The organism is Mucilaginibacter sediminis (assembly GCF_051903035.1).
Classification (GTDB): domain Bacteria; phylum Bacteroidota; class Bacteroidia; order Sphingobacteriales; family Sphingobacteriaceae; genus Mucilaginibacter.
Window position 1 is genome coordinate 5,469,245 of sequence record NZ_CP170602.1, and the last position, 23,509, is coordinate 5,492,753.

Below are 23,509 nucleotides of genomic sequence, written 5' to 3' on the forward strand. Positions count from 1 at the left end.
TTATTTATTTCTGAAGCCTTCGGCTATGGTATACCTTTTTTGTACAAAATCCTCTTCCAGTTTTTTGATCCAGAAGTTGCGGGTTAAAATGAATATCGCGCCTATAGCACCCAACACAGCCAGGCCCACGTTGGCGTGTTTAAACAGCGCAAAGGGCAGATAAATAATATAGGGCGTTAAAATGAGCGGGAACGATAACAACATCTGGGTTGCCCCAACCCCTTCCCAGTTAAACGAGGCACCTTTTGACAAATCAATTCGCTTGGCGTTACGGTTAGCAAAAAACAATACGATGGTTGTGTTAACACCAATGTTCCACAAATACATCACAAAATGCACCAGTAATATAGTCCACCCGAAGTAAACGTACGGCGTCGTCAGAAAAAAAGCCACGGTTGATACCAGGGTAAAAAGTAAATACTTGGCCTTCAAAAAATCGGTAAAGTTAATTTTGCTCACCAATATACCATCAAAATGCGATGCCTGCCAGCTAAACATAAACTGGCCATAATTAATGATAAAAATACCCGTCATAAACATGCCGACAAACAAGTACCAGTTTTCGCCATAATGTTTGTTGGTGTAAAAAATGAGCCCGTAAAACATAAAAAACAAGCCCATGATAAGGGCCGACCGTGGGCGTTTGTTGCGGAGGATAAGCTTTATTTCGTTGGCAGCCAAATCCCCAACCCGGCCAAAGCGCGAAAGGAACGGAATATCGGTACTGCTTTTGTATGATACCTTTTTGTGAGCGGTTAGTTCTTCCAGGTAAAGATTTTGTTTAAGATAGTGGAAGTTTAAATAATACATCACTACGGCCAGCACAAAAGGCAGCAAAGCCAGTACCGGCATGGTAATCAGGTGACCGAAGAAGGCATAGGAGATATCCCTGGTAGAGAACAGATGCCACCTGAAATCGCAGGTAATTATCAATATTAAAACGGCTGCAGCAATCAAAAACACCCAGCCGTTAAGGTTCGATTTCCGCTTGATGTACAGCGCAAGGTAATTGTTAAACACGGTAAGCCCGGCAATAGCAACAACAAAGGCAGAGCTTACCAATGCACCCGAATCGGGGCCTACTACTTTAAATACAAAAGGTAAAAACAGCACAAAAGGCCATAAATTAAAAACTGACAAAGCCGCGGTTAAGGCCAGGTAGCGCACCAGCGCGTTCCTTTTTATCGGCAGGTGTAAATAAGGCTGCACCCGTAAAGTTGGCAACTCCTGCAACTGCAGCCGCATGAGCAAATCAAACAGGAAGTAAATAAGAATGATACCGCAGAAGGCTTTAACAAGATCTTCATCCGGGAACATGCCCTCCAGCATCTTATCTAAAAGTATGCCCACTACAAGCACGTTCAAAAACAGGTAAAGGATTAAAAGCCCCATTACCACCCGGATGGCAATACTTTTCCCCGTATTTTTTGATCGCCAGAAAGCTTTTAATTCATGACCGATAAAAGTAGATACCATGTTGTGTGTTATAAGTTGTGAGTTATAATACTTAAGTCGGAAATATACGGCATTCATTCTTAAGACTCAAGACTGACAGCTTAAGACTAAAAACTAATACTTATACCTATCGCCCCAAAGTTTTTTCAACTTTTCTTTTGATTCGTTTTCGCGGGCGTTGTTACCCGGCTCATAAATTTTTGTACCCCGGATGGCATCAGGTAAAAAATCAAGGTCGGTAAAATTGCCTTCGTAACTGTGAGCGTATTTATAATCTTTACCATAGCCAATGTTTTTCATGAATTTGGTGGGTGCGTTACGCAGGTGCAGGGGTACGGGCAAATCGCCAGTTTGCTTTACCAAAGCCATAGCAGCACCGATAGCCGTTGTGGCCGAATTGCTTTTGGGCGATGTGGCCAGGTAAATTGCCGTTTGTGATAATATCAGCTGCGATTCGGGCATGCCTATTTTGTTCACCGCTTCAAAACAGCTTTGGGCCAATAACAGGGCATTAGGGTTGGCATTGCCAATATCCTCTGATGACAGGATGAGCATACGGCGGGCGATGAACAAAGGATCTTCCCCTCCTGCAATCATTCGCGCCAGCCAGTACACTGCACCGTTAGGGTCACTGCCGCGCATGGATTTAATAAAGGCCGAAATGATATCATAATGCTGCTCGCCGGTTTTATCATACAGAGCCATGTTTTGCTGTACATGCTCCAGCACAATCTCGTCGGTTAAAACTATATCAGGACTGTCAAAAGCGTTTACCAGCAGTTCGAAAATATTGAGCAGTTTGCGCGCGTCGCCGCCAGAAAGGCGCATAATAGCCTCGTGATCTTGTATGGTAATGTGCTTTTCTTTCAATACCACATCTTCCTGCATCGATTTCTCCAGCAGGTTTAGTAAATCTTCTTCGGCAAGGGGCTGTAAGATATAAACCTGGCATCGTGACAGCAAAGCCGAGATAACCTCGAAGGATGGATTCTCGGTAGTGGCGCCAATAAGCGTAACTACACCTCGCTCAACAGCGCCCAGCAATGAGTCCTGCTGCGATTTGGAAAAGCGGTGAATCTCGTCAATAAACAATATCGGCAGCGTTTGACCGCCTTGCTTTAGTAGGGATGCTTTTTCAATAACCTCCCGAACATCCTTCACACCCGAGTTAATGGCACTGAGCGCAAAAAAAGGGCGATTTAAGGATTGTGATATGATATAAGCCAAAGTAGTTTTACCTACCCCTGGCGGCCCCCAAAACAACATGGACGGCAATGCCCCTGATTCGATGGCTTTACGCAACACCGCCCCCGGCCCAACCAGATGTTTCTGCCCCACATAATCATCAAGCGATTTTGGGCGCATCCGTTCGGCTAATGGTGGGAGGTTGGTCATACTTTTGGATGTGCAAATTTCAGATTTCAGATGTGCAGATGATGAGCTGCAAATGTTTTTGAGGATGATTATTCAAATGTGCAAAATGCTCCTGAATAAACAAAGCCCCGCCGTTCATAAACGACAGGGCTTTCATAAAGTTTTTATCTGAACCGGGATTCATCAGATTAATGGATTACCTCGATTACAGAAACGCAAGAAAATCAAAATCCGATAACCCTGACTAATCTGTTTAATCAGAGTTCAGTCAAAATCATTTTCAAATCCTCAAATTTTCAAATCCTCAAATAATTCGCTCATCTGCACATCTGAAATCTGCACATCCGGCCTTAATCTACGCTAATCCGTCTTCCTGTGCGCGTTTTAGTTTCCGTTTTTCAACTACTGCTGATACCAGGATGCCAACTTCGTACAAAGCAAACAATGGGATACTTACCACGGTCATAGTCATCATATCCGGTGTTGGCGTAACTATGGCCGCAATAACCATGATGATAACTATAGCATAGCGCCTGGTTTCGCGCATAAACTTAGCAGTCAGGATACCCAGGTTTGACAGGATATATACCAAAATTGGCAGCTCAAACACAATACCTGTTGCCAAAGTTAAGGTGGATACAGACGATAGGTACGAATCGATATCAAATAAATTCTTGATAGTTGCACTTACCGTGTAGCCCGAAAGAAAGTTAATCGACTCGGGCGTAATAACGTAGTAGCCAAATAATACACCAATGATGAATAAAGCTGTTGCATAAAACACAAAACCCGATGCAGCTTTACGCTCCTTCTCGTGCAAGGCCGGGCGGACAAAACGCCATACTTCAAACAATAAGTACGGAAAACCCAGCGTAAGGCCAATAATTAATGACGAGTTGATTTGCAGGGTAAACTGCCCGGCCATCTCTGTATTTATTAATTGGATATTTATTTTATCGATGCAAAAACCCGGGCGGTGCAAAAGGTCGCCTAATGCGCAAAGCATCCGGTACGTCCAGAAAGTTGGCTTGCTTGGCCCCATGATAATGGTGTCAAAAATCCAATCGTAAAAATAAAACACAACGCTGGTAATTACTACAATGGCTAAAGCCGATCGTATCAAATGCCATCTTAAAGCTTCCAGGTGGTCGAAGAAGGACATTTCGGCCTCCATCGTTTTACCTTTATCTTTTATGGCTTTAATTAATTTATTGTCGCTCATTGTATGTTAAATACCGCTGTATAAACGCTATTGTGCTAAGTACGTTTTATTGAATGAAGATAGTTTGAATTTAATTTACATTTCAAACGTTTCCATAAACTTGGTGGTAAAATTACCGGCCCTGAAATTTGGATCTTTTAACAATTTTAAATGGAACGGGATGGTTGTTTTTACCCCTTCAATCACAAACTCGCTTAGGGCACGTTCCATGGTACTCAAAGCTTCGTCGCGGGTTTGGGCGCAGCAAATTACTTTGGCAATCATCGAATCGTAGTTTGGCGGGATAACATAACCGGTGTATACATGGGTATCTATACGCACACCATGACCACCCGGCGAGTGAAAGTTGGTGATTTTGCCCGGTGAGGGGCGGAAGTTATTGTAAGGATCTTCGGCGTTGATACGGCACTCAATGGCATGCATGGTTGGCTCGTAATTTTTACCCGAAATTGGGATGCCTGCAGCAACTTTAATTTGCTCTTTAATCAAATCAAAGTTAATTACCTCTTCGGTAACCGGGTGCTCTACCTGTATGCGGGTATTCATCTCCATAAAGTAAAAGTTGCGGTCTTTATCAACCAAAAACTCTACGGTACCGGCACCTTCATATTTAACGGCTTTGGCTCCTTTTATAGCGGCCTCGCCCATTTTTTTACGCAGTTTCTCGGTCATGAAAGGCGAGGGCGATTCCTCAACCAGTTTCTGGTGACGGCGCTGGATAGAGCAATCGCGTTCAGACAGGTGGCAAACTTTGCCATACTGGTCGCCTACTACCTGTATTTCGATATGGCGTGGGTCCTGAACATATTTTTCAAGGTATAAGCCATCGTTACCAAAAGCAGCGCCAGATTCGGCACGGGCCGAATCCCAGGCATTTTCAAATTCTTCGTCTTTCCAAACAATGCGCATACCGCGGCCACCGCCACCGGCAGTTGCTTTTAATATTACAGGGTAACCTATTTTATTAGCTATCGCGATGCCTGACTTAATATCAGATAACAAACCATCGGAGCCCGGCACAATAGGTACGCCTGCCTTTTTCATGGTTTCTTTAGCCGAAGCTTTATCGCCCATGGAATTGATCTGATCGGCCGTAGCACCAATAAATTTGATGCCATATTCGGCGCAGATGGCCGAAAACTTGGCGTTTTCCGAAAGGAAACCATAGCCAGGATGTATCGCATCGGCATTGGTTAATTCGGCAGCCGAAATAATGTTTGGAATATTTAAATACGAATCGCGGCTTGGTGGTGGGCCTATGCAAACTGCTTCATCAGCAAAACGTACGTGAAGGCTATCGCGGTCGGCAGTTGAATATACAGCTATGGTTTTAATACCCATCTCTTTACAGGTACGGATAATTCGCAGGGCGATCTCGCCCCGGTTAGCTATTAATATTTTTTTAAACATGGTTTCTTTGATGTGCAAATTACAAATGTGCAAATATGCAGATGAAAAATATTAATGATTGATGTTAAGTTGTGTAAACTACAAATGTGCAAATGAATTAAAAATCATCTGCACATCTGGAATCCGCACATCTGCACATCGTTATATAGGTTCTACTAAAAATAAAGGCTGGTCGTATTCTACAGGTGATGCGTTATCAACAAGTACTTTAACAATACGGCCGGATATTTCTGACTCGATTTCGTTGAAAAGCTTCATGGCTTCAATGATACAAACCACGCTACCTGTTTTAATTTCGTCGCCAACGTTTACAAATAATGGCTTATCGGGGCTTGACGAACGGTAAAAAGTACCAATCATTGGCGATTTGATTGTCAGATACTTCGATGTATCCGGGCCTGCAGCCGGTGCTGCCGGGGCAACGGGTTCAATTGCAACCGGTGCGGGGGGCAATGCAGCAGGGGCTGTTTGCGCCGGTATGCTGGCATGAATAACCTGCGGCTGTGTTTCGTTGGTTTTTATCGTAATCTTAAAATCCTTTTGCTCAATTGACACTTCGTTTACGCCAGATTTCGACACAAAGCGAATAAGGTCCTGAATTTGTTTAATATCCATAGTTGGGATTAATTGGTTGGGGACAAATTTTATATCTAAAGTTATACAAATGTGCAGATTTCAGATGTGCAAATATGCGGTTTTGATGTGCAGATATGCAAATTCAAGATGTGCAGATTCTTATTTACTATTATTTATCTTATGGTAAAATTAACGTTTATTATCAGATAGATGTTTTAATTTTTTCGACTTGCTATTTCGTCGCCTACACCGTTAAAACCGGCAATTCGTTTTTTCATCTGCACATCTGAAATCTGCATATCTGCACATTTCTTTCATCTGCAAATCTAATACGCCCATCTTAAATAAATGCTACCCCATGTAAAGCCGCCGCCGAAGGCTGCCAATATCAGGGTATCACCTTTTTTAAATTTACTTTCCCATTCCCATAAGCATAGTGGGATGGTGCCGTTTGTTGTATTGCCGTAACGTTCAATGTTAATAATCACTTTATCATCGCTTAAGCCTGTGCGTCTTGCGGTAGCGTCGATAATACGCTTGTTGGCCTGGTGTGGTACAAGCCAGGCAACGTCCTCGCCGGTAAGGCCATTGCGTTCCATTACCTCGTGGGCTACATCGGCCATGTTGGTAACAGCAAATTTAAAAACAGCCTGCCCTTCCTGGTATGCAAAATGCTCGCGGGCGTCAACTGTTTCATGCGATGCGGGCTTTACAGATCCGCCTGCCTTTTGGTGTAGGTAGGTAACTCCCGAGCCATCACTTCTTAATATCGAATCCATGATACCGTTACCTTCATCGTTTGGCTCAAGCAATACGGCGCCGCAGCCATCGCCAAAAATAATACAGGTAGCACGATCCTGGTAATTGGTTATTGACGACATTTTATCGCCGCCAACCACTAATACCTTTTTGTGTTTACCACTTTCGATAAACTGTGAGCCGGTAGCCAGGCCAAAAATAAAGCCCGAGCAAGCGGCAGAAAGATCATATCCCCAGGCATTTTTTGCACCTATTTTATTAGCTAAAATATTTGCCGTAGCCGGGAAAACATAGTCAGGTGTAGTAGTACAAAAAATGATCAGGTCGAGTTCCTCGGCACCTATGCCGCGTTTTTTTAGGAGTGCCTGTACCGCCGGAACGGCCATATCAGATGTACCCAAACCTTCGCCTTTTAATATACGGCGCTCTTTAATGCCGGTACGGCTTACAATCCACTCGTCATTTGTATCAACCAATGTTTCCAGTTCCTGGTTGGTTAATACATAGTCGGGTACGTAACCATGTACAGCAGTAATAGCGGCATGAATTTTACTCATCTTTATATTTTTACTGAAAAGCTTGTTTAATTTTATCAACCAGGCCGCTCTCAACCATGTTTTTTGATAACAGCACCATGTTTTTTATAGCCTCGGGGCTTGAAATGCCATGGCCAACAACAACCGGGGCATTTACACCCAAAATGGGGCTGCCGCCATATTGCTCATAGTTAAACCTATCAAAAAACTCATCTTTAAACTGCTTTTTACGGGTAATAACATAAAACGTCTCGGCAAGCTTTAATATTACATTACCTGTAAAACCATCGCATACAAAAACATCGGCCCCTTCGCTAAACAGGTCGCGGCCTTCAACATTACCAACAAAATTAAACAGCTTGGTTTCCTTCATTAAAGGATAGGTAGCCTGGCAAAGTATATTGCCTTTCTCTTCCTCTTCGCCTATGTTCATGAGGGCTACCCTTGGATTTTCGATAGCATATACCGATTGGGCAAATAAGCTGCCCAGTACCCCAAATTGAAGCAATACCTCGGGTTTGCAATCGGCATTGGCGCCTACATCCAACAAAATACCCAAACCTCCTTTAAGTTTGGGTACAATGGTAGTCATGGCGGGGCGCACAACGCCCGGAATAGTTTTTACACTAAACATAGAACCTACCAGCATGGCGCCGGTGTTTCCTGCCGATGAAAATGCCTGAATTTTATCTTCCTTAAGCAACTGAAAGCCAACCGAAATACTCGAATTTGGTTTTTGTACAATTGCTTTGGTAGGATGTTCGCCCATGCCAATCACCTCGGTTGTGTGCACAAACTCGAAATGATCGGGGCTAACATTATTTTCCTGAAGAATAGTAACCGCGGTGTCTTTATCTCCTATAAGTACCAGTTTTTGGTCGGCAGATAAAGCCTTATAAGCTTCGATTGCTCCTAAAACAGTTGCTTTGGGAGCATAATCACCGCCCATAATATCTAAGCCAATCTTCATTTTCAGAAAATAAACTTAGGCTACTGCTGCTTTCTCAATAAGTACTTTACCGTTATAGTAAACGTTACCATCAACAGTATAAGCCCTGTGCGGCAAGTGTATGGCACCGGTAGTTTGGCACGTGGTTAAAGTTGGAGCTTCAGCTTTGTAATGAGTTCTGCGCTTATCTCTTCTTGATTTGGATATTTTACGTTTTGGATGTGGCATGATCCTGCTATTTTATTATTTATTTATTTTTTTGAGTACATCCCACCGTGGGTCTGTATCCTCAGTTTGTTCTTCGTTTCCTGCCAGGCTGTTTAGCCTGTCAAGCATTTCTTTATCGCAATATGAGGTGTTACCCTCGTCGTTACATACCGATATAAATGGCATGGCAACGTTAATATATTCATATATCAGCCCGGCAATATTAATCTCATGATCATTTTTGCTCAGGGTAATAATTTCGTCATCTTCATCAATCGGCTCCTCGCTAAACTTGGCAATTTGCTGTTCGGTTATATCCAGCGTTTGCGGATATTGGGCCAAACATCTATCGCAGCTTGCATCAACGGTGCCTTTAATGTCAAAGTTCAGGATAATCATTGTCTCCTGTTTATCCAGCTCAACAACGCACTGCAAGTTAGCCTTTTTAACCAGCGAATATTCAAATTCGTCAAAAAAAGCATCATCAACAGTAAAATCAAACCGGTGTTTCCCCAGTTTTAATCCCGTAAAAGGAATCGAATATGTTCTAAGCGATTTCAATGAGCAACAATTAGCCCGCAAATGTATGGAAAAATACCATAACTGGAAAGTGTTTTTGAAAAAAGGCTAAAGGCTAATGATGAAAGGTAAAGGGCCGGTAATATAATACCGAACGCCGGGTATTAACATGGATTGATGAATGGCAATGAAGCTGTAAAAATGGCCGGTCAAATTGGTCCGCCGAAAGCTTTTGATTGCGACCCCGTTATTGTTTTGGCCTCTTTGAGGGCTTCGCCATTTAAAAACTTCGGAAGTCCGGAATTTTCCAGCCTTTTCATGGGTACAAATAAAAAGGGGAATGACGTTATAAAGATGGCCGTTATGCTGAGTGGTAAAATCTCGCGATATTCTGAAGGGAGAATGAGGTACCGGCGAAAGACTTACGAAGTTTTCAAAACTTCGTAAGTCTGGGATTCTACAACATGTCATAGGTAGCTCGTCGAAGCATTGCGGGCAAAGGCTTCTCCACGCGAGTCTTCGGCAGGCTCAGATTGATAGGCCGGCCCACTTGAAAATGTAACAGGTTATAGGTAATTTATGAGTATACCACGTTAAAAATCCTGTTAATCCTGCAAAATCCTTTAATCGTGTTTTGTTATTGCCGGGCTTTCAAAACCAAGCTTTGTTAAGCCGTGTTGCACATCGGGATTGCTCATGAATAGTTTCCAGAGCAGGCCGGTACGATAGTTTTCAATCATCACCACAATAGGGCCCTGGTCAATGGCCAGGTATGATTTGCCGTACCAGTTATGCTGTTCGCTGAAGGCGTCGGTAAAGCCATATTCGCCCCAGATCTTATCGCCCAGGTCATAATAAAAATGGCGCAGGGCCTTCATGGATTGTTCCGGTGTGTACGGAAATGCGGATAGTGCCGCGGTTGGCGTTATCACCCCCAAATCGTTTGTTGGCGAGTGGGCGTTATAGCCTTCAAAATTATCGCTGGCGGTAAGTCCCCAGCAGTCGGGGCCATAGCCTTTGAATTTTTTTGGGTTATCTACGCAGTAGGCATAATTTATTAGCGTATGGTTTTTATTTTGCTCCCAATAATCGGCATACTGATCTTTTAGACCTTTAGGATTTAAACCCATAAAGGAGTATTGCGAAAAGAAAAGCGGGCCGCCGTAATCAAAACCCAAAGGCAGTTTATAACCATAAAAAGTTTTTCCGTTTTTAAAAAAATCGCTTTGCGCCCAGCCCTGGGTGTATACGTTTGCACCTACAGGGTAGCGTTGTGCCGATGCCGCCAATACGTACGTTATAAGGCACTCATTAAAGCCATGGATGGCAAAGTTCATGGCCCAGCCGTTATTGGGGCTCCAGTGCCAGTAAAGGGCGTCACGGCCATCCCGGGTATACCAGTCCCACTCCATTTCGCCCCACATCCAGCTAATCACATCGCGGATGCGCTGCTCTTTCGGGGTATTGGCAGTAAAGTATTGTTTAGCGCAAATCAGCCCCTGGAAAAGGTAAGCCGATTCCACAATGTCGCCGCCGTCATCTTTACGCCCAAAAGGTATCACCTTGCCTGTTTCGCCGTTCATCCAATGCGGAAACGCGCCGTGGAAGGAGTTGGCCTTAAACAGGAAGTTTACAATCTTCACCATCCGGTCAACAGCCTGTTCATGGCTTATCCATTTGCGGCTATCGGCCACAATAAGGGCCATTACCCCAAAACCCGAGCCGCCAGTGGTTACCACTTCGTCGCCGTAATCAAATGATTTGTTGCTGCGCTCGCGGGCGAGGCCGCTTACAGGGTGGCCAAAATCCCAAAAGTAACGGAATGTTTGGCGTTGCACCACATCAAGCAATGCGCTATCGCTTAGGTTTTTGATAATGCCTATAGGTTTAATGCCATCTTCGCCGGTTTTTTTTGCCTGTTTTTGAGCCAAAGAGCATAGGGTAAGCAGTAACAATAAAGGGGTTAATATAAATTTATTCATGTAAAATGGTATTAATCAGGGTTAAAGGTTAGGGCTGCTGAACCCTAAGTTTTTCATGCCCGCTTTTACTTCGGGCGCACTCATAAACAAATTCCACAGCAGGCCGGTGCGGTAATTTTCGGTCATTACCACAATAGGCCCCTGGTCAATGGCCAGGTACGAGCTGGCAAACCATGGGTTAGTTAAATTAAACGCATCATAAAAACCATACTGGCCCCATAATTTATCGCCCAGGGTATAGTAAAAAAACCTTAGCGCCGCCATAGATTGGGTTGGCGTATAAGGCAGCGATGCAATGGCTGCGGTAGGCGCGATAACACCAACATCATTTGTAGGCGAACTTGCTGTATAGCCGTTTTCAATATCGCTTGCGGTTAGTCCCCAGCAATCTGCGCTGTAGCCGTTGTTGCCCAACGGATTGGCCACACAATATTTATAATTGATGGTGGCATGTGCCTCATTTTGCGTTTGGTAATTGGCATAGGCATCGCTTAGGCCTTTGGGGTTGATGCCCATGAAAGAGTATTGCGCAAAAAATAACGGACCGCCCCTGTCAGGGCCAAGTGGCAGGATAACGCCGTAAAAAGTATTGCCATTTTTAATGGCACCGTTTTTTGCCCAGCCCTGGTCATAAACAGTTTTGGGGATACTATGCGTTGTGGATGAAGCGCCTAAAACATAAACTATCAAGGCCTCGTCCCAGCCGGTAATTTTCATGTTGATGGCCCAGCCCAAATCGGGGCTCCAGTGCCAGTACAACACGTTTTGATCGCCCTGCCTGAACCAGTCCCATTCTACACCATTCCATAAGGTATTGATATCTGCGCGTAATTGGGTTTCGTTGGTGTTGGATGCATTAAAATATTGGCGGGCAGTAATGAGGCCCTGCATCAGGTACGATGTCTCTACCAGATCGGCCCCGTCATCCTGTGCACTGAAGGGTACAACAGCGCCGGTAGCGCCATTCATCCAATGGGGGAAAGCACCGTGAAACTTTTGCGCTTTGGTATTTAAAAAGCTCACCATTTTTTGCATCCGGGTCAATCCATCGGCATGGCTTATGAAACCGCGGCTAACGCCTGCTATGATTGCCATAATGCCAAAACCCGAGCCGCCGGTGGTCACCACGTCGCCAGATGTATTACGCTCGCGTGCCAGCCCGCTGGTTGGATGGCCAAAATCATAAAAATATTTCAGGGTTTGCCGCTCAACCAGGTCAAGCAGCTGATCGTCAGATATGGTGCTGAACTTTGGGGTACTGTCAATAGCTGTGATCAGTTGTACGGATAAGGGCGATTGCAAACTGCCATTCTTGGCAGATTTTAAACCGGTAGTAACGTTAAGCGTATATTGGGTAATGGGCGATAAGCCCGTTGGGGTAATCACTACAGTACTATCGCCATTTTGATATGTGGTGCTAAAAGCTGCCACGGTTCCGGATTTGCTGTTCAGGCTGACGCTTGTTGCTATGGAGTTACGGTTAAGCGGGGTTGAAAACGTAATAGCGATAGCCGGTTTGCTATTTATATTGCTATAGCTAAAACCGCTTGTTTTACCATTCACCTTAAGCGCACTAAAAGTAAACGACGAAGGAGTTGGCGTAACTGGTGTGGACTTATTATTTGAACTTTTACCACAGGAAAAAAGCAATACTACAAATCCCAGCGCCAAACAATAATCTTTGATATTCCTCATTCCCGCCTTTTTTAAAAAGGTTGCCCGCCTTAAACGGCAAGGCAACCCCCAAATCAATCAAACCCAATTATTATCTTTTAGCTTTTTCAAGGTTATACAAAGCCAGTACTTGCGTGGCTGTCAAGGCTTTACTGTAAAACCTGATGTTATCCATGGTTCCTGTAACATAGCCGGCCCAATCCTGCGCGCCGGTATTGGCCGTAAGGGAAGGAGTGGTTTGAAACTGTAATGTACCAAATACCATTTTACCGGCTTTGCTCCAATCCATAGGCGCAAAACCAGCCGCCGCGTTTTTACCTACCTGTGTTCCGTTGTAGTATACGTAAATGGTTGATACTGTTTCATCAAAAGTAACCGTAACGTTTATCCATGTGTTCCATGGGTTGGCAACGGCATAGCCACCTTCCCAGCCATCTACCCCGGTTGACATGCCGGCCTTGTTAAACGCATGCACTTTAAGCACCCCCGATGATGCGGAACCACCGTTATCAAAAAATATGGCCAGGCTACCCCAGAAACCCGCACCGCCTGTTTGGTTGTTCTGGATATCCATTAAACCCACTGCCGAAGTATTTTGAGGCATTTTTACCCAAATACTGGTAGTAAAACTGGTTAGCGCTTTAATGCCGGCAGGGGTATCATAAAGCACGTATGATTTATCGGCGCCCTGTAGGCCTTTGCCGTTTAATCCGGTGGCAAAACTGGTTCCTGTTGCTACCCCGGTTGTTCCGGAAACACTATCGGCCAGGCCATTGGTGAACGGAAAATAGGCAACCAGGCTGGCCGGTTCAATGTCCTTACTGCTGCTGTAACCACCGTATGAAGGTAGCGGTTTAGATGGCGCGTATGATTTTGGATCAAAGCCTTTATGGCAGGCTGTTATGGTTAAGCTTACAGCTACACCCATTAACAGCGCAGCTTTAAGTGTATTTTTAAATGTTTTCATCGTTGCTGAATTGATAAATTAATAACCTGGATTTTGTGTTAAAGCTCCACCACTTATGTCGATCTCGTTTTGCGGTATTGGCCACACCTCGTTTTTGCCTGCTTTCCAGCCGCGCGATCCAAATACGGCCGTACCACGCCCCTGGCGTATAACATCAAAATAACGGTCAAACTCCATAGCAAATTCAACCCTGCGTTCGTTGTAAATCGCGATGCGCAAAGCACCCTGATCTGTAGTAGTAACTTTAGGCAGTATAGCGGCATTATTACCCCTTGCCCTGGCACGTACCTGTTCAAGCGGGCCTAACGCGGCAGCCGAATTCCCAAGTTCATTATTAGCTTCGGCATTCATCAGCAATACATCAGCATAGCGTATTACAATTTTATTTTGCTGGCAACCCTCGTTAAAACCAGATACATAAAGGCTAAAAGGCACATATGATTTTTGGTTGTACCGTGGGTTATCGCCATCGGCAGGTATCACATCACCTTCGGGCGTTGTTTCGCCCCTGAAAATGATGGTTGCATCGCGTCGTGGGTCGCCTGTTTCATAAGCTGCTGCCAGGTCGGCAGTTGGTACGTTAAATCCCCAGCCGCCACCGGTTGAACCGCGTACACCCTGCACCTGCGAATATTGCGAGTTTGATGCATCGGGGTTATTTGGGATAAGGTTACACTGGATCTCGAAGATAGACTCCTGGTTGTTTTTGTGTGTAGTCCTGAACATTTGCTCATAATCAGGGTATAAGGAATAGCCCATACCCATTACCTGTGTGGTATAGGTCACCACATCGGTCCATTTTTTAAGGTACAAGGCTACTTTAGCATGTAAAGATAATGCTGCACCTTTGGTAATGCGGCCAATATCTGCCGAACCATAAGTTTGCGGTAAAGCCGTAGCCGCATCCGTTAAATCAGTTTCAATTGCTGCCCAAACCTGTGCTTTTGGTGTACGTGGCAGGTTATACTCGGTAGCATTTTTGGGTAGGGTTAACCGCAATGGAACATCGCCATAAGCCCTTACCAGCCTGAAATAACAATACGCCCTGATGAATTTTGCTTCGGCCAGGTACCTGGTTTTCAATGCATCGTCCATAGTAATACCAGGCACGTTGGTTATTACCTGGTTTGCAAGATTAATGGTAGCATATTGTCCTTTCCAAAACCCTTGCAGCTGACCTTCACCAGCGGTAACGGTAAAGTTATGGTAGCTGTTCATGAAGGTAGCATCGGTAGCGCTGCTGCCTTTTTCCGCATCGTCAGATCCCATGCTTTCGATAGCGATTGGCGGGAACGCGATGTTATTATACTCATGCATGTTGGCATACATGGCACTTACCGCCTTTGTGGCGTCATCCTGTGTTTTAAAAAATTGTGTTGCCGCGGTATTTTGGGCAGGATCGACATTCAGAAAGCTTTTTTTACAGCCTTGGAATGCTATAGCAAGTGCAATAAAACCTAATATAAAGGCTTTTTGCAATAAAGTTTTTTTACTGTTCTTCATCTTTATATTGATTAAAAAGTAACGTTAACACCAAAATTATAAGTTGCATATAAAGGATATACGCTGGCGTCGATACCCATACTGCCTACGCTGCCGCCAACCTCGGGCGTAAATCCTTTATAGCCGAAAAAGTTGAGCGCGTTTTGCGCATTGGCATACAACCGTATTTTGGAGAGCCCCCATTTTTTTGACAATATAGATGGCAGGGTATAGCCCAACTGCGCGTTACGCATCCTAAAATAGGCGCCGCTTTCAACATAAAAAGAGTTTGGCGCGGCATTGGCGGTTGAGCCCACGTTTACCGATGGATAGGTATTTGAGGTACCTGCCCCATGCCAGCGATGGTCATAAAAGTCTTTGGTAAAGTTTTCGTTACCAAATCGGTAAGCAATATTGGCATTGTAAACACTGACATCGGCTACGCCCTGGAAATCTAAAGCCAGGTCGAAACTTTTGTAGGTAAATGAGGTGTTAATGCCGTAGTTGTATTTAGGCAGCGGGCTTCCTAACACTACGCGGTCGCGGCTGTCAAGTATACCGTCTTTATTGGTATCCTGGTAAATAAAGTCGCCTGGTTGGGCACTGGTTTGTTTTGATGCAGCTACTTCGGCAGGTGTCTGGAAAATTCCGGTCACTTTGTACCCGTAAAACTCGCCAATAGGCTCGCCTACCACGGTACGGGTTGCCAAAGCGCCATTGGCAATGCCTGCGCCACCATCATAAATTGGGTTGGCACCGCTTAGTACACTTAGTACTTTGTTGTTATTGATACCAAGGTTTGCGCTGATGCTATACGAGAAATCTTTTGTAGCCTGATCTTTCCAGCTTATTAAAAATTCCGTACCACGGTTGCGGATACTGGCCTGGTTACCAATCAAACTGCTGTTATTGGTACCCAATGAACCTGCAATCGGTATAGCAAATATGGCGTCCTGGGTTTCGCGATTATAATAATCGGCTTCAAATGTTAATCTATTATCTAAAAAACCACCTTCTAAACCAAAGTCGGTAGCAACGGCTTTTTCCCAAACAATGGTTGGTGGTACAAGGCTGTTAATGCTTGCCCCCGGATATGCTGTTTGCGGATTACCGAAAATGGCGGTAAGGTAGGGATCTGAAGATACAACCTGGATAGATGGGTTAATGGGTACAACTGAGTTACCAACTTTACCCCAGCTTCCGCGAAGTTTCAGATTGCTAAACAACTTCTGGTCTTTCATAAAGCCTTCGTTGGTAATTACCCATCCTGCGCCTACCGATGGGAAGTAGCCAAAAGTATGGTCGCCATAAAACTGCGAAGCACCATCCCTACGGATTGAAGCATTTAACAGGTATTTGTCTTTAAACGAGTAATTAGCTCTTGCAAATTGCGATAAGGCCCTTGTGTGCACCTGTGACCCCGGAGTTGCATAGTAAGTAACCTTTGCAGTATCGGGGAACGAGTTGTGTTGGTTACCGCTGCTGGCATAAGGTACGCCCTGCGCGTGGGCATCCAGCTGTTTATCGCGGTTGTTTTGCGCGCTGTAACCCAACAGAGCTGTAATTTTATGATCTTTTATTTTAACATCGTAGGTTAACGTATTTTCCCAAATCCAGTTGCGGGTTTCAGTATGGTTTACGTCGAGGTTTGATACCAGGCTTTTTTGCGCAAGAGTAGCCTGGTAAATTGGGGTATATCCCCTTGATTCGGCCTGACCAATATCTCCACCAAAGCTTGTTCTGAATTTAAAGTTTTTCAGAAAATTAACCTCACCGTAGCCATTGTATGTGAAGCGCAGGTTTTTTGACCTTTGATTGGTAAAGTCAAGGGTGGCTTGAGGGTTATAATTGTTGCCATCGCCAGTGTGGTAATCATTAGGATCGCCGTAGTTACCATCAGCGTATCGCACCGGCAAAGTTGGCGCTGCGCCAAATAACTGGTGGAAAATGCTGCCGTTAACGTCTTTTGATTTGCCTAACAGGCCGTTTGCTGTATAACCAAATTTTAAAGCTTTAGTAGGCTTAAAATCGTTTGAGAGTTTTACGTTAAAGCGCTGGTAGTTGTTAGTTTTTGCAATACCATCCTGATCCAGATAACCGAACGAATAGTTGTAGGTATATTTATCTGTACCGCCGCTTAATGAAACCTGGTGGCTTGTTACAAAGGCATCGCGCAATACCAGTCCGTACCAATCTGTCCCTTTTCCGTAGCTTGAAGGGTTGCTGAATATTAATGGCGATTGGTTATTAGAAGTATAAAGTTCATTGATTGCGGTAGCATACTCGGTAGCATTGGCCATTTTTACCTGGTTGGTAACAGATTGCCAGCCAGCATAACCATTATAGTTAATAACCGGCTTGCCTTTTACACCTCTTTTAGTGCCAATTAAAATAACGCCGTTTGCAGCACGGATACCGTAAATGGCTGTACTTGATGCATCTTTAAGGATACTTACGCTTTCTATATCCTGCGGATTTAAAAAGCTGATATCGCTGTACCAAACGCCATCAACAACATATAGCGGGCTAACATTTCCATACACTGTACCCAAACCACGAATGGTGATAGATGGCGAAGCTCCCGGCGAACCTCCGTTGGTAACCTGTACGCCTGCTACTTTACCTTGTAAGCCGCTAAGCGCGTTGGTTGATGCCTGTTTAGATATCTCTGCACCTTTAACGGTTGCTACCGACCCCGTAACATCAAGCTTGCGCTGAGTACCATAGCCCACTACAACTACCTGGGCCAACTCATTAGCCTGAGCCTTTAATGCTATGTTGATAGTGGTTTGGCTGCCTACCAATACAGCCTGGGGGGCGTAACCTATATAAGCAAATGTTAAAGTTGCTGTACCGGTAGCGTTAATAGTAAATGTACCATTAACGTCTGTTTGGGTGCCTGTATTGGTTCCCTTTACTTGCACCGATACACCTATCAGGCTTTCGCCGGTGGTGGCATCAGTAACTTTTCCTTTAACTGTAACGTTTTGTGCAAACGCGGCGTCTATGGACAAAAGAAACAATAGCATCAACCCTGAAATAGTAAAAATTCTTTTCATAGTGGTTAATAAATAAAAACGGATTAGAAATAATTGGTTTATTAGTTTACAAAGCTGTATAGATAATGCCAGTTAGTCAAAAAAATTAACTCAACATTAATACATCAACCTTAACATACTTTCACAAAGTTTGTGTGGTGGTATTTTATTTATTTGATAATCAGACTATTAAACCGAGGTTTCGTATAGCATACATACTACAATCGGGGTGTGTAGTAAATCGGTTTTATAAATGGTTATGAGAGGTAATGATGTAGTATTATAGTTCGATGAGAAACTCCACCAGGTTTTTATCATGCTCCAGGTTGAGCTTTTTACGCAGGCGGTAGCGCCTTATTTCGACGCCACGTAGCGAGATGTTTAAAAGGGAAGCCATTTCCTTACTACTCATATTCATGCGCAGGTAGGCGCAAAGTTTAAGGTCGTTTGGCACCAGGTCGGGGTGGTCTGATTTTAGTTTTTTGAAAAAGTTTTCGTGGGCTTCGTTAAAACTTTTTTCAAAAATGTTCCAGTCGCGCTCGTCATTCATTCCTTCGTCGATAACCTTTTGAATGCGCCGCAGCTGGTCGTCGGCCAGTTTTTTGCCATAGCTATCTTTAAGGTGTAGTATTTCTTCGCTGATTTTTTGCAGCAATTCGTTTTTGTAAACCAGGTTCATGGCCGAATTGGCCAACTCCCGGCTTTTGCTTGCCAGATCTGCCTGTAGCTGTTCGTTTTTTATGCTGATGATATGCTGCTCGTTCGCAATGGCCTCTTGTTTTAAAAACTCTTCCTTTTCGCGTTGCAACTTTTCGTGAATGTGCAACTGGTGGCGTTTTAGTTTCAGGCGGTAATAGTACCTCACCAGGTAATAAAACAATAACAGCAACAAAGCATAAAACAGCATGGCAGGTTTGCCGGCATACCACGGCGGCAAAATAATGAAGGTTAATGAGGTGATTGAAGATACGTTTTGATCGTTTATTTTAGCGCGTACCTTAAAATGGTAGGTGCCCTGATCAAGGTTGGTAAACTCTTTTTGGCTCTGCTGTGTCCAGTCGCTCCATTGGCGCGAGTAGCCTTCCAGGTAATATTGAAATTTTATTTTAGCCTGTTTATAATACGGTAGTGAGTAGGAAATGCGAATGTTGTTTTGGGCATAAGGTATTTCTATGTCGTTAAGGCTACTGCCACCTTCGCTTATTACATAAACCTTGTCGGTAATATTCTCAACCTGCCGTATGAGTACCTGCGGAATGCTGATTTTATTGGGGAGTAAAGCATCCTCATCATTAAGAATCACGAAACCATCATCAATACTAATAAGGTAAGTTGATGCATTAATACGGTTAATAGTTTCATAGTGCTGCACCATTTGCCCGTTAAGAATGCTGAAACGGTTGGTATCAATACTCAGCTTGCCCGGCACCGAAAAGTCGGCCAGGGCTACACGGCCCTGGTTTATAAACCAGTATTTTTTGCCTATGGCTTTGATGATTTTGCTTGAGGTGGCAAATGTGCCCAGCTTTTTATTAAGTTGCGTGTATTTAAAAAAACGGTCGGTAATATCATCATAAACATAAAAGCCCGAATCGGAAGTAAACACAACCCGGTTATCAAGGTCAAACACATTTACATTGTAGCTGCCGGGCAGGCCATACCGGCTATCGTAATATACCTTTGAAGTTACCTTTTTCAGGTCGGCGCTTAAGGTTAGTTTATAAATGCCTTTGTAAGCATGGCTTACCCAAATTTGTCCTTTGCTATCCTGTTCAACATACCGCGATGGTTCGCCAAAATCTTCTACTTTATGGTCAAATATCCAGTTGCCCAATACATCTTTTCTCAAAATTGCCAGGCCTGTATAGTTTCCCTGGATGAGTTTATCAGCGCCAAATTTTTTGGTTGTCCAGCCGCCGGTTATAGTGGATATTTTGGTTATGGTACTGCCGTTTACCTGGTAGGTGCCATCGTTATGGCCGCAAAGCAGGCGCCCATCCTGCAGTGTAAGTTCCCAAACCTGGCCTTGCGAGCCGGGGATAAGTTTAAAATCAAACGACTGGAAAAGCTTGTTGTTGTTTTCGGGAACCCAATCACTGTAAAAAAGCCCCTGGTTTGTACCCAGGTAAATTTTATTATCAAAAATGATACTGGAGTAAACGGTGCCAAATTTGCCTGTTTTATCAAAGTAAAAGTATAATGGCGAGTTAACCTCGATGCGATCGATGCCGTTGTCGAGACCCGCCCAAAGGTTTTGTTCGCTGTCGGTATATAAACTTAAAACGGTATTGTTTTGCAAGCCACTTGCCTTGTTAATATGCTGAATAAGGTTGCCTGCGGTATCAATAACCACTACACCATTTAATATGGTACCGTAGGCTACATATTTACCGGCTATGAGCGCGCCGTTATTAAGCTGGTATGTTTTTAAAAAATCGTTGGCCTGGTTTGCCCAGGGTTTTATGGTTTGCCCGTCGTAAATGAACAAACCATTTTGGGCAGTGCCAATGATGAATTTGTTTTTTTGGAACGGCAACATTGATAACACGCCGCTTGGTCCCAATATATTGCTTCCGGGTACAAAAACCAGCTTGTTATCCTTAAGCTCAAACAGCCCAACCGAAACCTGTTCGATAAAAAAACGATTAGCAGCCTTAAACATAAACAGGTAAGGGCTGGGTGTTTTTATGACGTTGATTTTTCCTTTGGAATAAATGTATATTGACCCAAACGACTGGAAAATAATGCGCCCGCCATCAATATATATCTTCCAGATCTCTTCATTTATGGGTTTATACTTTGCCGGGACCAGGTTTACCAGCGAGTTGTATTTTAAAATTCCCTTGTTATCGTCGGCCCAGTAACCAAATTCGCCATAAGCCCCAACATAAATTTTGCCTTTGCCATCGGCCGATACCGAACGAACGATTAAGCCGTTGGGCATATGATGTTGCTGCCAGTATTTACCATCAAAGGCAAGTAAACCCTGGGCATTGCCAAAATACATAATGCCATGTTCATCACGCGTAATGCTCCAGTTTTGATTGCCAGACTGGTACATCGTCTTGGTGTAATTTTGTACATAAGGCACACCTACGCTTTTGATATCCACCGCGCGCGCAAGTAGGGGAGCAACACAAAACAACAGGAAAGTAATCAGTAACGATTTACGCATGGGTTATGAAATGGCATTCGCCTGCAAAGCAAACCAATTTTACGAAATTAAGGTTTGAGTTTGGATATAAAAAATGAGCTGAAGCGGATGGTTTAAGGAGAGACCTTTACTGCAAGAGGTAGAAGATTAAGAAAAGTAAAATATGATTTTAAAGTTATTACTTTAGTTTTTGGATATCCATTTAAATGAAACGTAACGACGATATACTTTGGAAGGGCGCCCTGGAAGACCTTTTTGATGACTTCCTTCGGTTTTTTTATGCTGATGCAGAAGAATTATTTGATTTTGAAAAGGGTTTTCAGTACCTGGATAAGGAACTTGATCAGCTGTTTCCACCCGAAGGAGGCAATTATGCACCACGGTATGTAGATAAGTTGGTCAGGTTATTTACAAGAGGTGGAACCGAAGAGTGGGTGCTCATTCATGTAGAGGTTCAAGGTTATACAGATCATGATTTTGCAAAACGGATGTTTCAGTATTATTACCGGATCCTTGATCAGTACGATAAGCCCATTACTGCTTTCGCCATTTTTGCTGATACAGGGATAAAATTCCATCCGCGATTTTATGAGCGGGAGTTTTTAGGAACCAGGGTGTTTTATAAATACAATACATTTAAGATTATTGATCAGGACAATGATGTACTTGAAGCCAGCAATAATCCTTTTGCCATGGCGTTATTATCAGCTAAATTAGCAATATCGCGAAATTTATTTAACGACCAACAGCTTTTTGACCTAGCCTATGATTTGGCTAAACGATTGTTGGGTAAAAAGATGCCTAAAGATAAGATACGTAAGGTAATGAGCTTTTTACGGTATTACTTGCGTTTTGAAAATCCGGAAATGTTTGTTAAATTTGAAGAGGAGATGGCTGTTTTAACCCAAAAAAACATTACAATGGGCATAGAAGAACTTTTATTGGATAGGGCCGAAAAGCAAGGTATTGAAAAGGGCCGTGAAGAGGAACAAACTAAAGTTGTAACAAACCTTATTGTGCAATTAGGGTTATCTGGTGAACAGATTTCGGCAATTGCTGAAGTACCTGTAGATTTTGTTAAGGCAATAAGAAGAGGATTGAAGAAATAAGAAAGATTTAAATGATAAACAAAAAAAGCTTACCAATGAGGTAAGCTTTTTTTGTTATTAATCCGCCAGTTGCAGGTTATTCCTTTTATTGGTATTTACCGGTTGCGGTACCTTTACATAGTAGCCAGTACCATCATAAACCCTTTTGCGTGGATGGCTTTGGCAGGCATCGCTGCAGCAACCTTCCATTTTGGTGCCGCATTCATCGCACTGGGTAAAATGTTCGTTGCACTCGGGGTTGGCACAATTGATCATTTTTGGGGTGATTGTACCACAATTGCGGCAGGTTGATATTACTACCGGGTTCACGCTGTTTACATCAACTGAAAGGCGGTTATCAAATACATAGCATTTGCCCTCAAAATCCTGGCCGCCAGCTTCTTTACCATATTTAATTATACCCCCATGTAGCTGGTAAACTTCGGGGAAGCCTTCGTGCAGCAACAGTGCCGATGCTTTTTCGCATTTGATGCCGCCGGTGCAATAGGTCAGGATCTTTTTATCTTTGTATTTGGCCAGTTCGTTAATCATGGCCGGGAAATCCCTGAAATTTTCGATATCAAGAGTTACCGCGTTTTTGAACTTGCCTAATGAATGTTCGTAGTTTGACCGTACATCCAAAACAACCACGTCATCACGGTCTTTCATCGCCATAAATTCTTTTGGCTCCAGGTGCTTACCTGTTTGTTGTTGTGGGTTGATAACGTTAGGGTCGCGCAGGCCCGAGTAAACGATCTCGGCTTTGTAGCGGCAGTGCATTTTTACAAATGAGGGCTCAGTAACTTCATCAATCTTAAAATCGATGCCCGCAAAACGCTCATCTGCGTGTACGGTATCCATATAGGTTTTGCAAGCTTCGGCGGTGCCGGATACAGTACCGTTAAGCCCTTCTTCGGCTACAATGATTCGGCCGGTTAACCCCAGGCTTTTACAAAATTTTAAATGATCGGCAGCAAATTGCTCCGCATCGGCTATCGTTGAATAACAATAGTACAGTAGTGTATTATATATTGCCATAATCCATTGATACTGCTGTAAACAGTGTTAAATGAGGTGCAAAGATAGACTTTTGAGGCGAAAGGTAAAAGGATAGAGG

The 23,509-nt window shown here is 43.7% G+C and carries 18 protein-coding genes; 1 reads left to right on the top strand and 17 read right to left on the bottom strand.

Annotated elements, in window-relative coordinates; translation table 11 throughout:
- The 16 genes from ACFGVS_RS22665 to ACFGVS_RS22740 form a co-directional block, all read right to left on the bottom strand.
- A complete protein-coding gene (locus ACFGVS_RS22665; protein WP_274211101.1) occupies window positions 1-1,476 on the bottom strand; it encodes a DUF5687 family protein in 1,476 nt (491 codons plus the stop codon).
- Window positions 1,477-1,569: 93 nt separating this feature from the next.
- On the bottom strand, window positions 1,570-2,850 hold the full coding sequence (locus tag ACFGVS_RS22670) for a replication-associated recombination protein A (RefSeq protein WP_439695690.1): 1,281 nt from the start codon (window positions 2,848-2,850) through the stop codon (window positions 1,570-1,572).
- Window positions 2,851-2,869: 19 nt separating this feature from the next.
- Complete coding sequence (locus ACFGVS_RS22675; RefSeq protein ID WP_439695691.1) at window positions 2,870-3,013, bottom strand: hypothetical protein; 144 nt, start codon at window positions 3,011-3,013, stop codon at window positions 2,870-2,872.
- Between the two features lie 171 nt (window positions 3,014-3,184).
- Window positions 3,185-4,051 carry a twin-arginine translocase subunit TatC gene (gene tatC, locus ACFGVS_RS22680; protein ID WP_090652094.1) on the bottom strand — a complete coding sequence of 289 codons (867 nt, stop codon included), beginning with the start codon at window positions 4,049-4,051 and terminating at the stop codon, window positions 3,185-3,187.
- A 75-nt stretch (window positions 4,052-4,126) separates the two neighbouring features.
- Window positions 4,127-5,461 (bottom strand): acetyl-CoA carboxylase biotin carboxylase subunit, encoded by a 1,335-nt coding sequence (gene accC, locus ACFGVS_RS22685; RefSeq protein ID WP_274211099.1) that lies wholly within the window; start codon window positions 5,459-5,461, stop codon window positions 4,127-4,129.
- 141 nt (window positions 5,462-5,602) lie between these two features.
- Window positions 5,603-6,076, bottom strand: coding sequence for an acetyl-CoA carboxylase biotin carboxyl carrier protein (accB, locus tag ACFGVS_RS22690; protein ID WP_439695692.1), 474 nt, complete (start codon window positions 6,074-6,076; stop codon window positions 5,603-5,605).
- A gap of 287 nt (window positions 6,077-6,363) precedes the next feature.
- Entirely contained in the window at window positions 6,364-7,353 is a 990-nt protein-coding gene (locus ACFGVS_RS22695; protein WP_439695693.1) for a beta-ketoacyl-ACP synthase III, read from the bottom strand.
- Between the two features lie 10 nt (window positions 7,354-7,363).
- Window positions 7,364-8,302 carry a phosphate acyltransferase PlsX gene (plsX, locus tag ACFGVS_RS22700; RefSeq protein WP_274211097.1) on the bottom strand — a complete coding sequence of 313 codons (939 nt, stop codon included), beginning with the start codon at window positions 8,300-8,302 and terminating at the stop codon, window positions 7,364-7,366.
- A 15-nt stretch (window positions 8,303-8,317) separates the two neighbouring features.
- Window positions 8,318-8,509, bottom strand: a complete 192-nt coding sequence (gene rpmF, locus ACFGVS_RS22705) for a 50S ribosomal protein L32 (protein WP_090652090.1) — start codon at window positions 8,507-8,509, stop codon at window positions 8,318-8,320.
- A 15-nt stretch (window positions 8,510-8,524) separates the two neighbouring features.
- Window positions 8,525-9,049, bottom strand: coding sequence for a YceD family protein (locus ACFGVS_RS22710; RefSeq protein ID WP_274211096.1), 525 nt, complete (start codon window positions 9,047-9,049; stop codon window positions 8,525-8,527).
- Between the two features lie 581 nt (window positions 9,050-9,630).
- Window positions 9,631-10,989: a glucoamylase family protein gene (locus tag ACFGVS_RS22715; RefSeq protein WP_274211095.1), complete on the bottom strand. Its 1,359-nt coding sequence runs from the start codon at window positions 10,987-10,989 to the stop codon at window positions 9,631-9,633.
- A 21-nt stretch (window positions 10,990-11,010) separates the two neighbouring features.
- Window positions 11,011-12,684, bottom strand: a complete 1,674-nt coding sequence (locus ACFGVS_RS22720) for a glucoamylase family protein (protein ID WP_439695694.1) — start codon at window positions 12,682-12,684, stop codon at window positions 11,011-11,013.
- Window positions 12,685-12,754: 70 nt separating this feature from the next.
- Complete coding sequence (locus ACFGVS_RS22725) at window positions 12,755-13,630, bottom strand: LamG-like jellyroll fold domain-containing protein (RefSeq protein WP_274211093.1); 876 nt, start codon at window positions 13,628-13,630, stop codon at window positions 12,755-12,757.
- Between the two features lie 18 nt (window positions 13,631-13,648).
- Window positions 13,649-15,133: a RagB/SusD family nutrient uptake outer membrane protein gene (locus ACFGVS_RS22730; RefSeq protein ID WP_439695695.1), complete on the bottom strand. Its 1,485-nt coding sequence runs from the start codon at window positions 15,131-15,133 to the stop codon at window positions 13,649-13,651.
- 11 nt (window positions 15,134-15,144) lie between these two features.
- Entirely contained in the window at window positions 15,145-18,171 is a 3,027-nt protein-coding gene (locus ACFGVS_RS22735; protein ID WP_439695696.1) for a SusC/RagA family TonB-linked outer membrane protein, read from the bottom strand.
- A gap of 259 nt (window positions 18,172-18,430) precedes the next feature.
- Window positions 18,431-21,325: a ligand-binding sensor domain-containing protein gene (locus ACFGVS_RS22740; RefSeq protein ID WP_439695697.1), complete on the bottom strand. Its 2,895-nt coding sequence runs from the start codon at window positions 21,323-21,325 to the stop codon at window positions 18,431-18,433.
- Window positions 21,326-21,510: 185 nt separating this feature from the next.
- On the opposite strand from ACFGVS_RS22740, the gene ACFGVS_RS22745 reads away from it, so the two are divergent.
- Window positions 21,511-22,413, top strand: a complete 903-nt coding sequence (locus ACFGVS_RS22745; RefSeq protein ID WP_439695698.1) for a hypothetical protein — start codon at window positions 21,511-21,513, stop codon at window positions 22,411-22,413.
- Between the two features lie 57 nt (window positions 22,414-22,470).
- On the opposite strand, the gene trhO is transcribed toward ACFGVS_RS22745, so the two are convergent.
- Entirely contained in the window at window positions 22,471-23,430 is a 960-nt protein-coding gene (trhO, locus tag ACFGVS_RS22750) for an oxygen-dependent tRNA uridine(34) hydroxylase TrhO (RefSeq protein ID WP_439695699.1), read from the bottom strand.
- Window positions 23,431-23,509 lie beyond the last annotated feature (79 nt).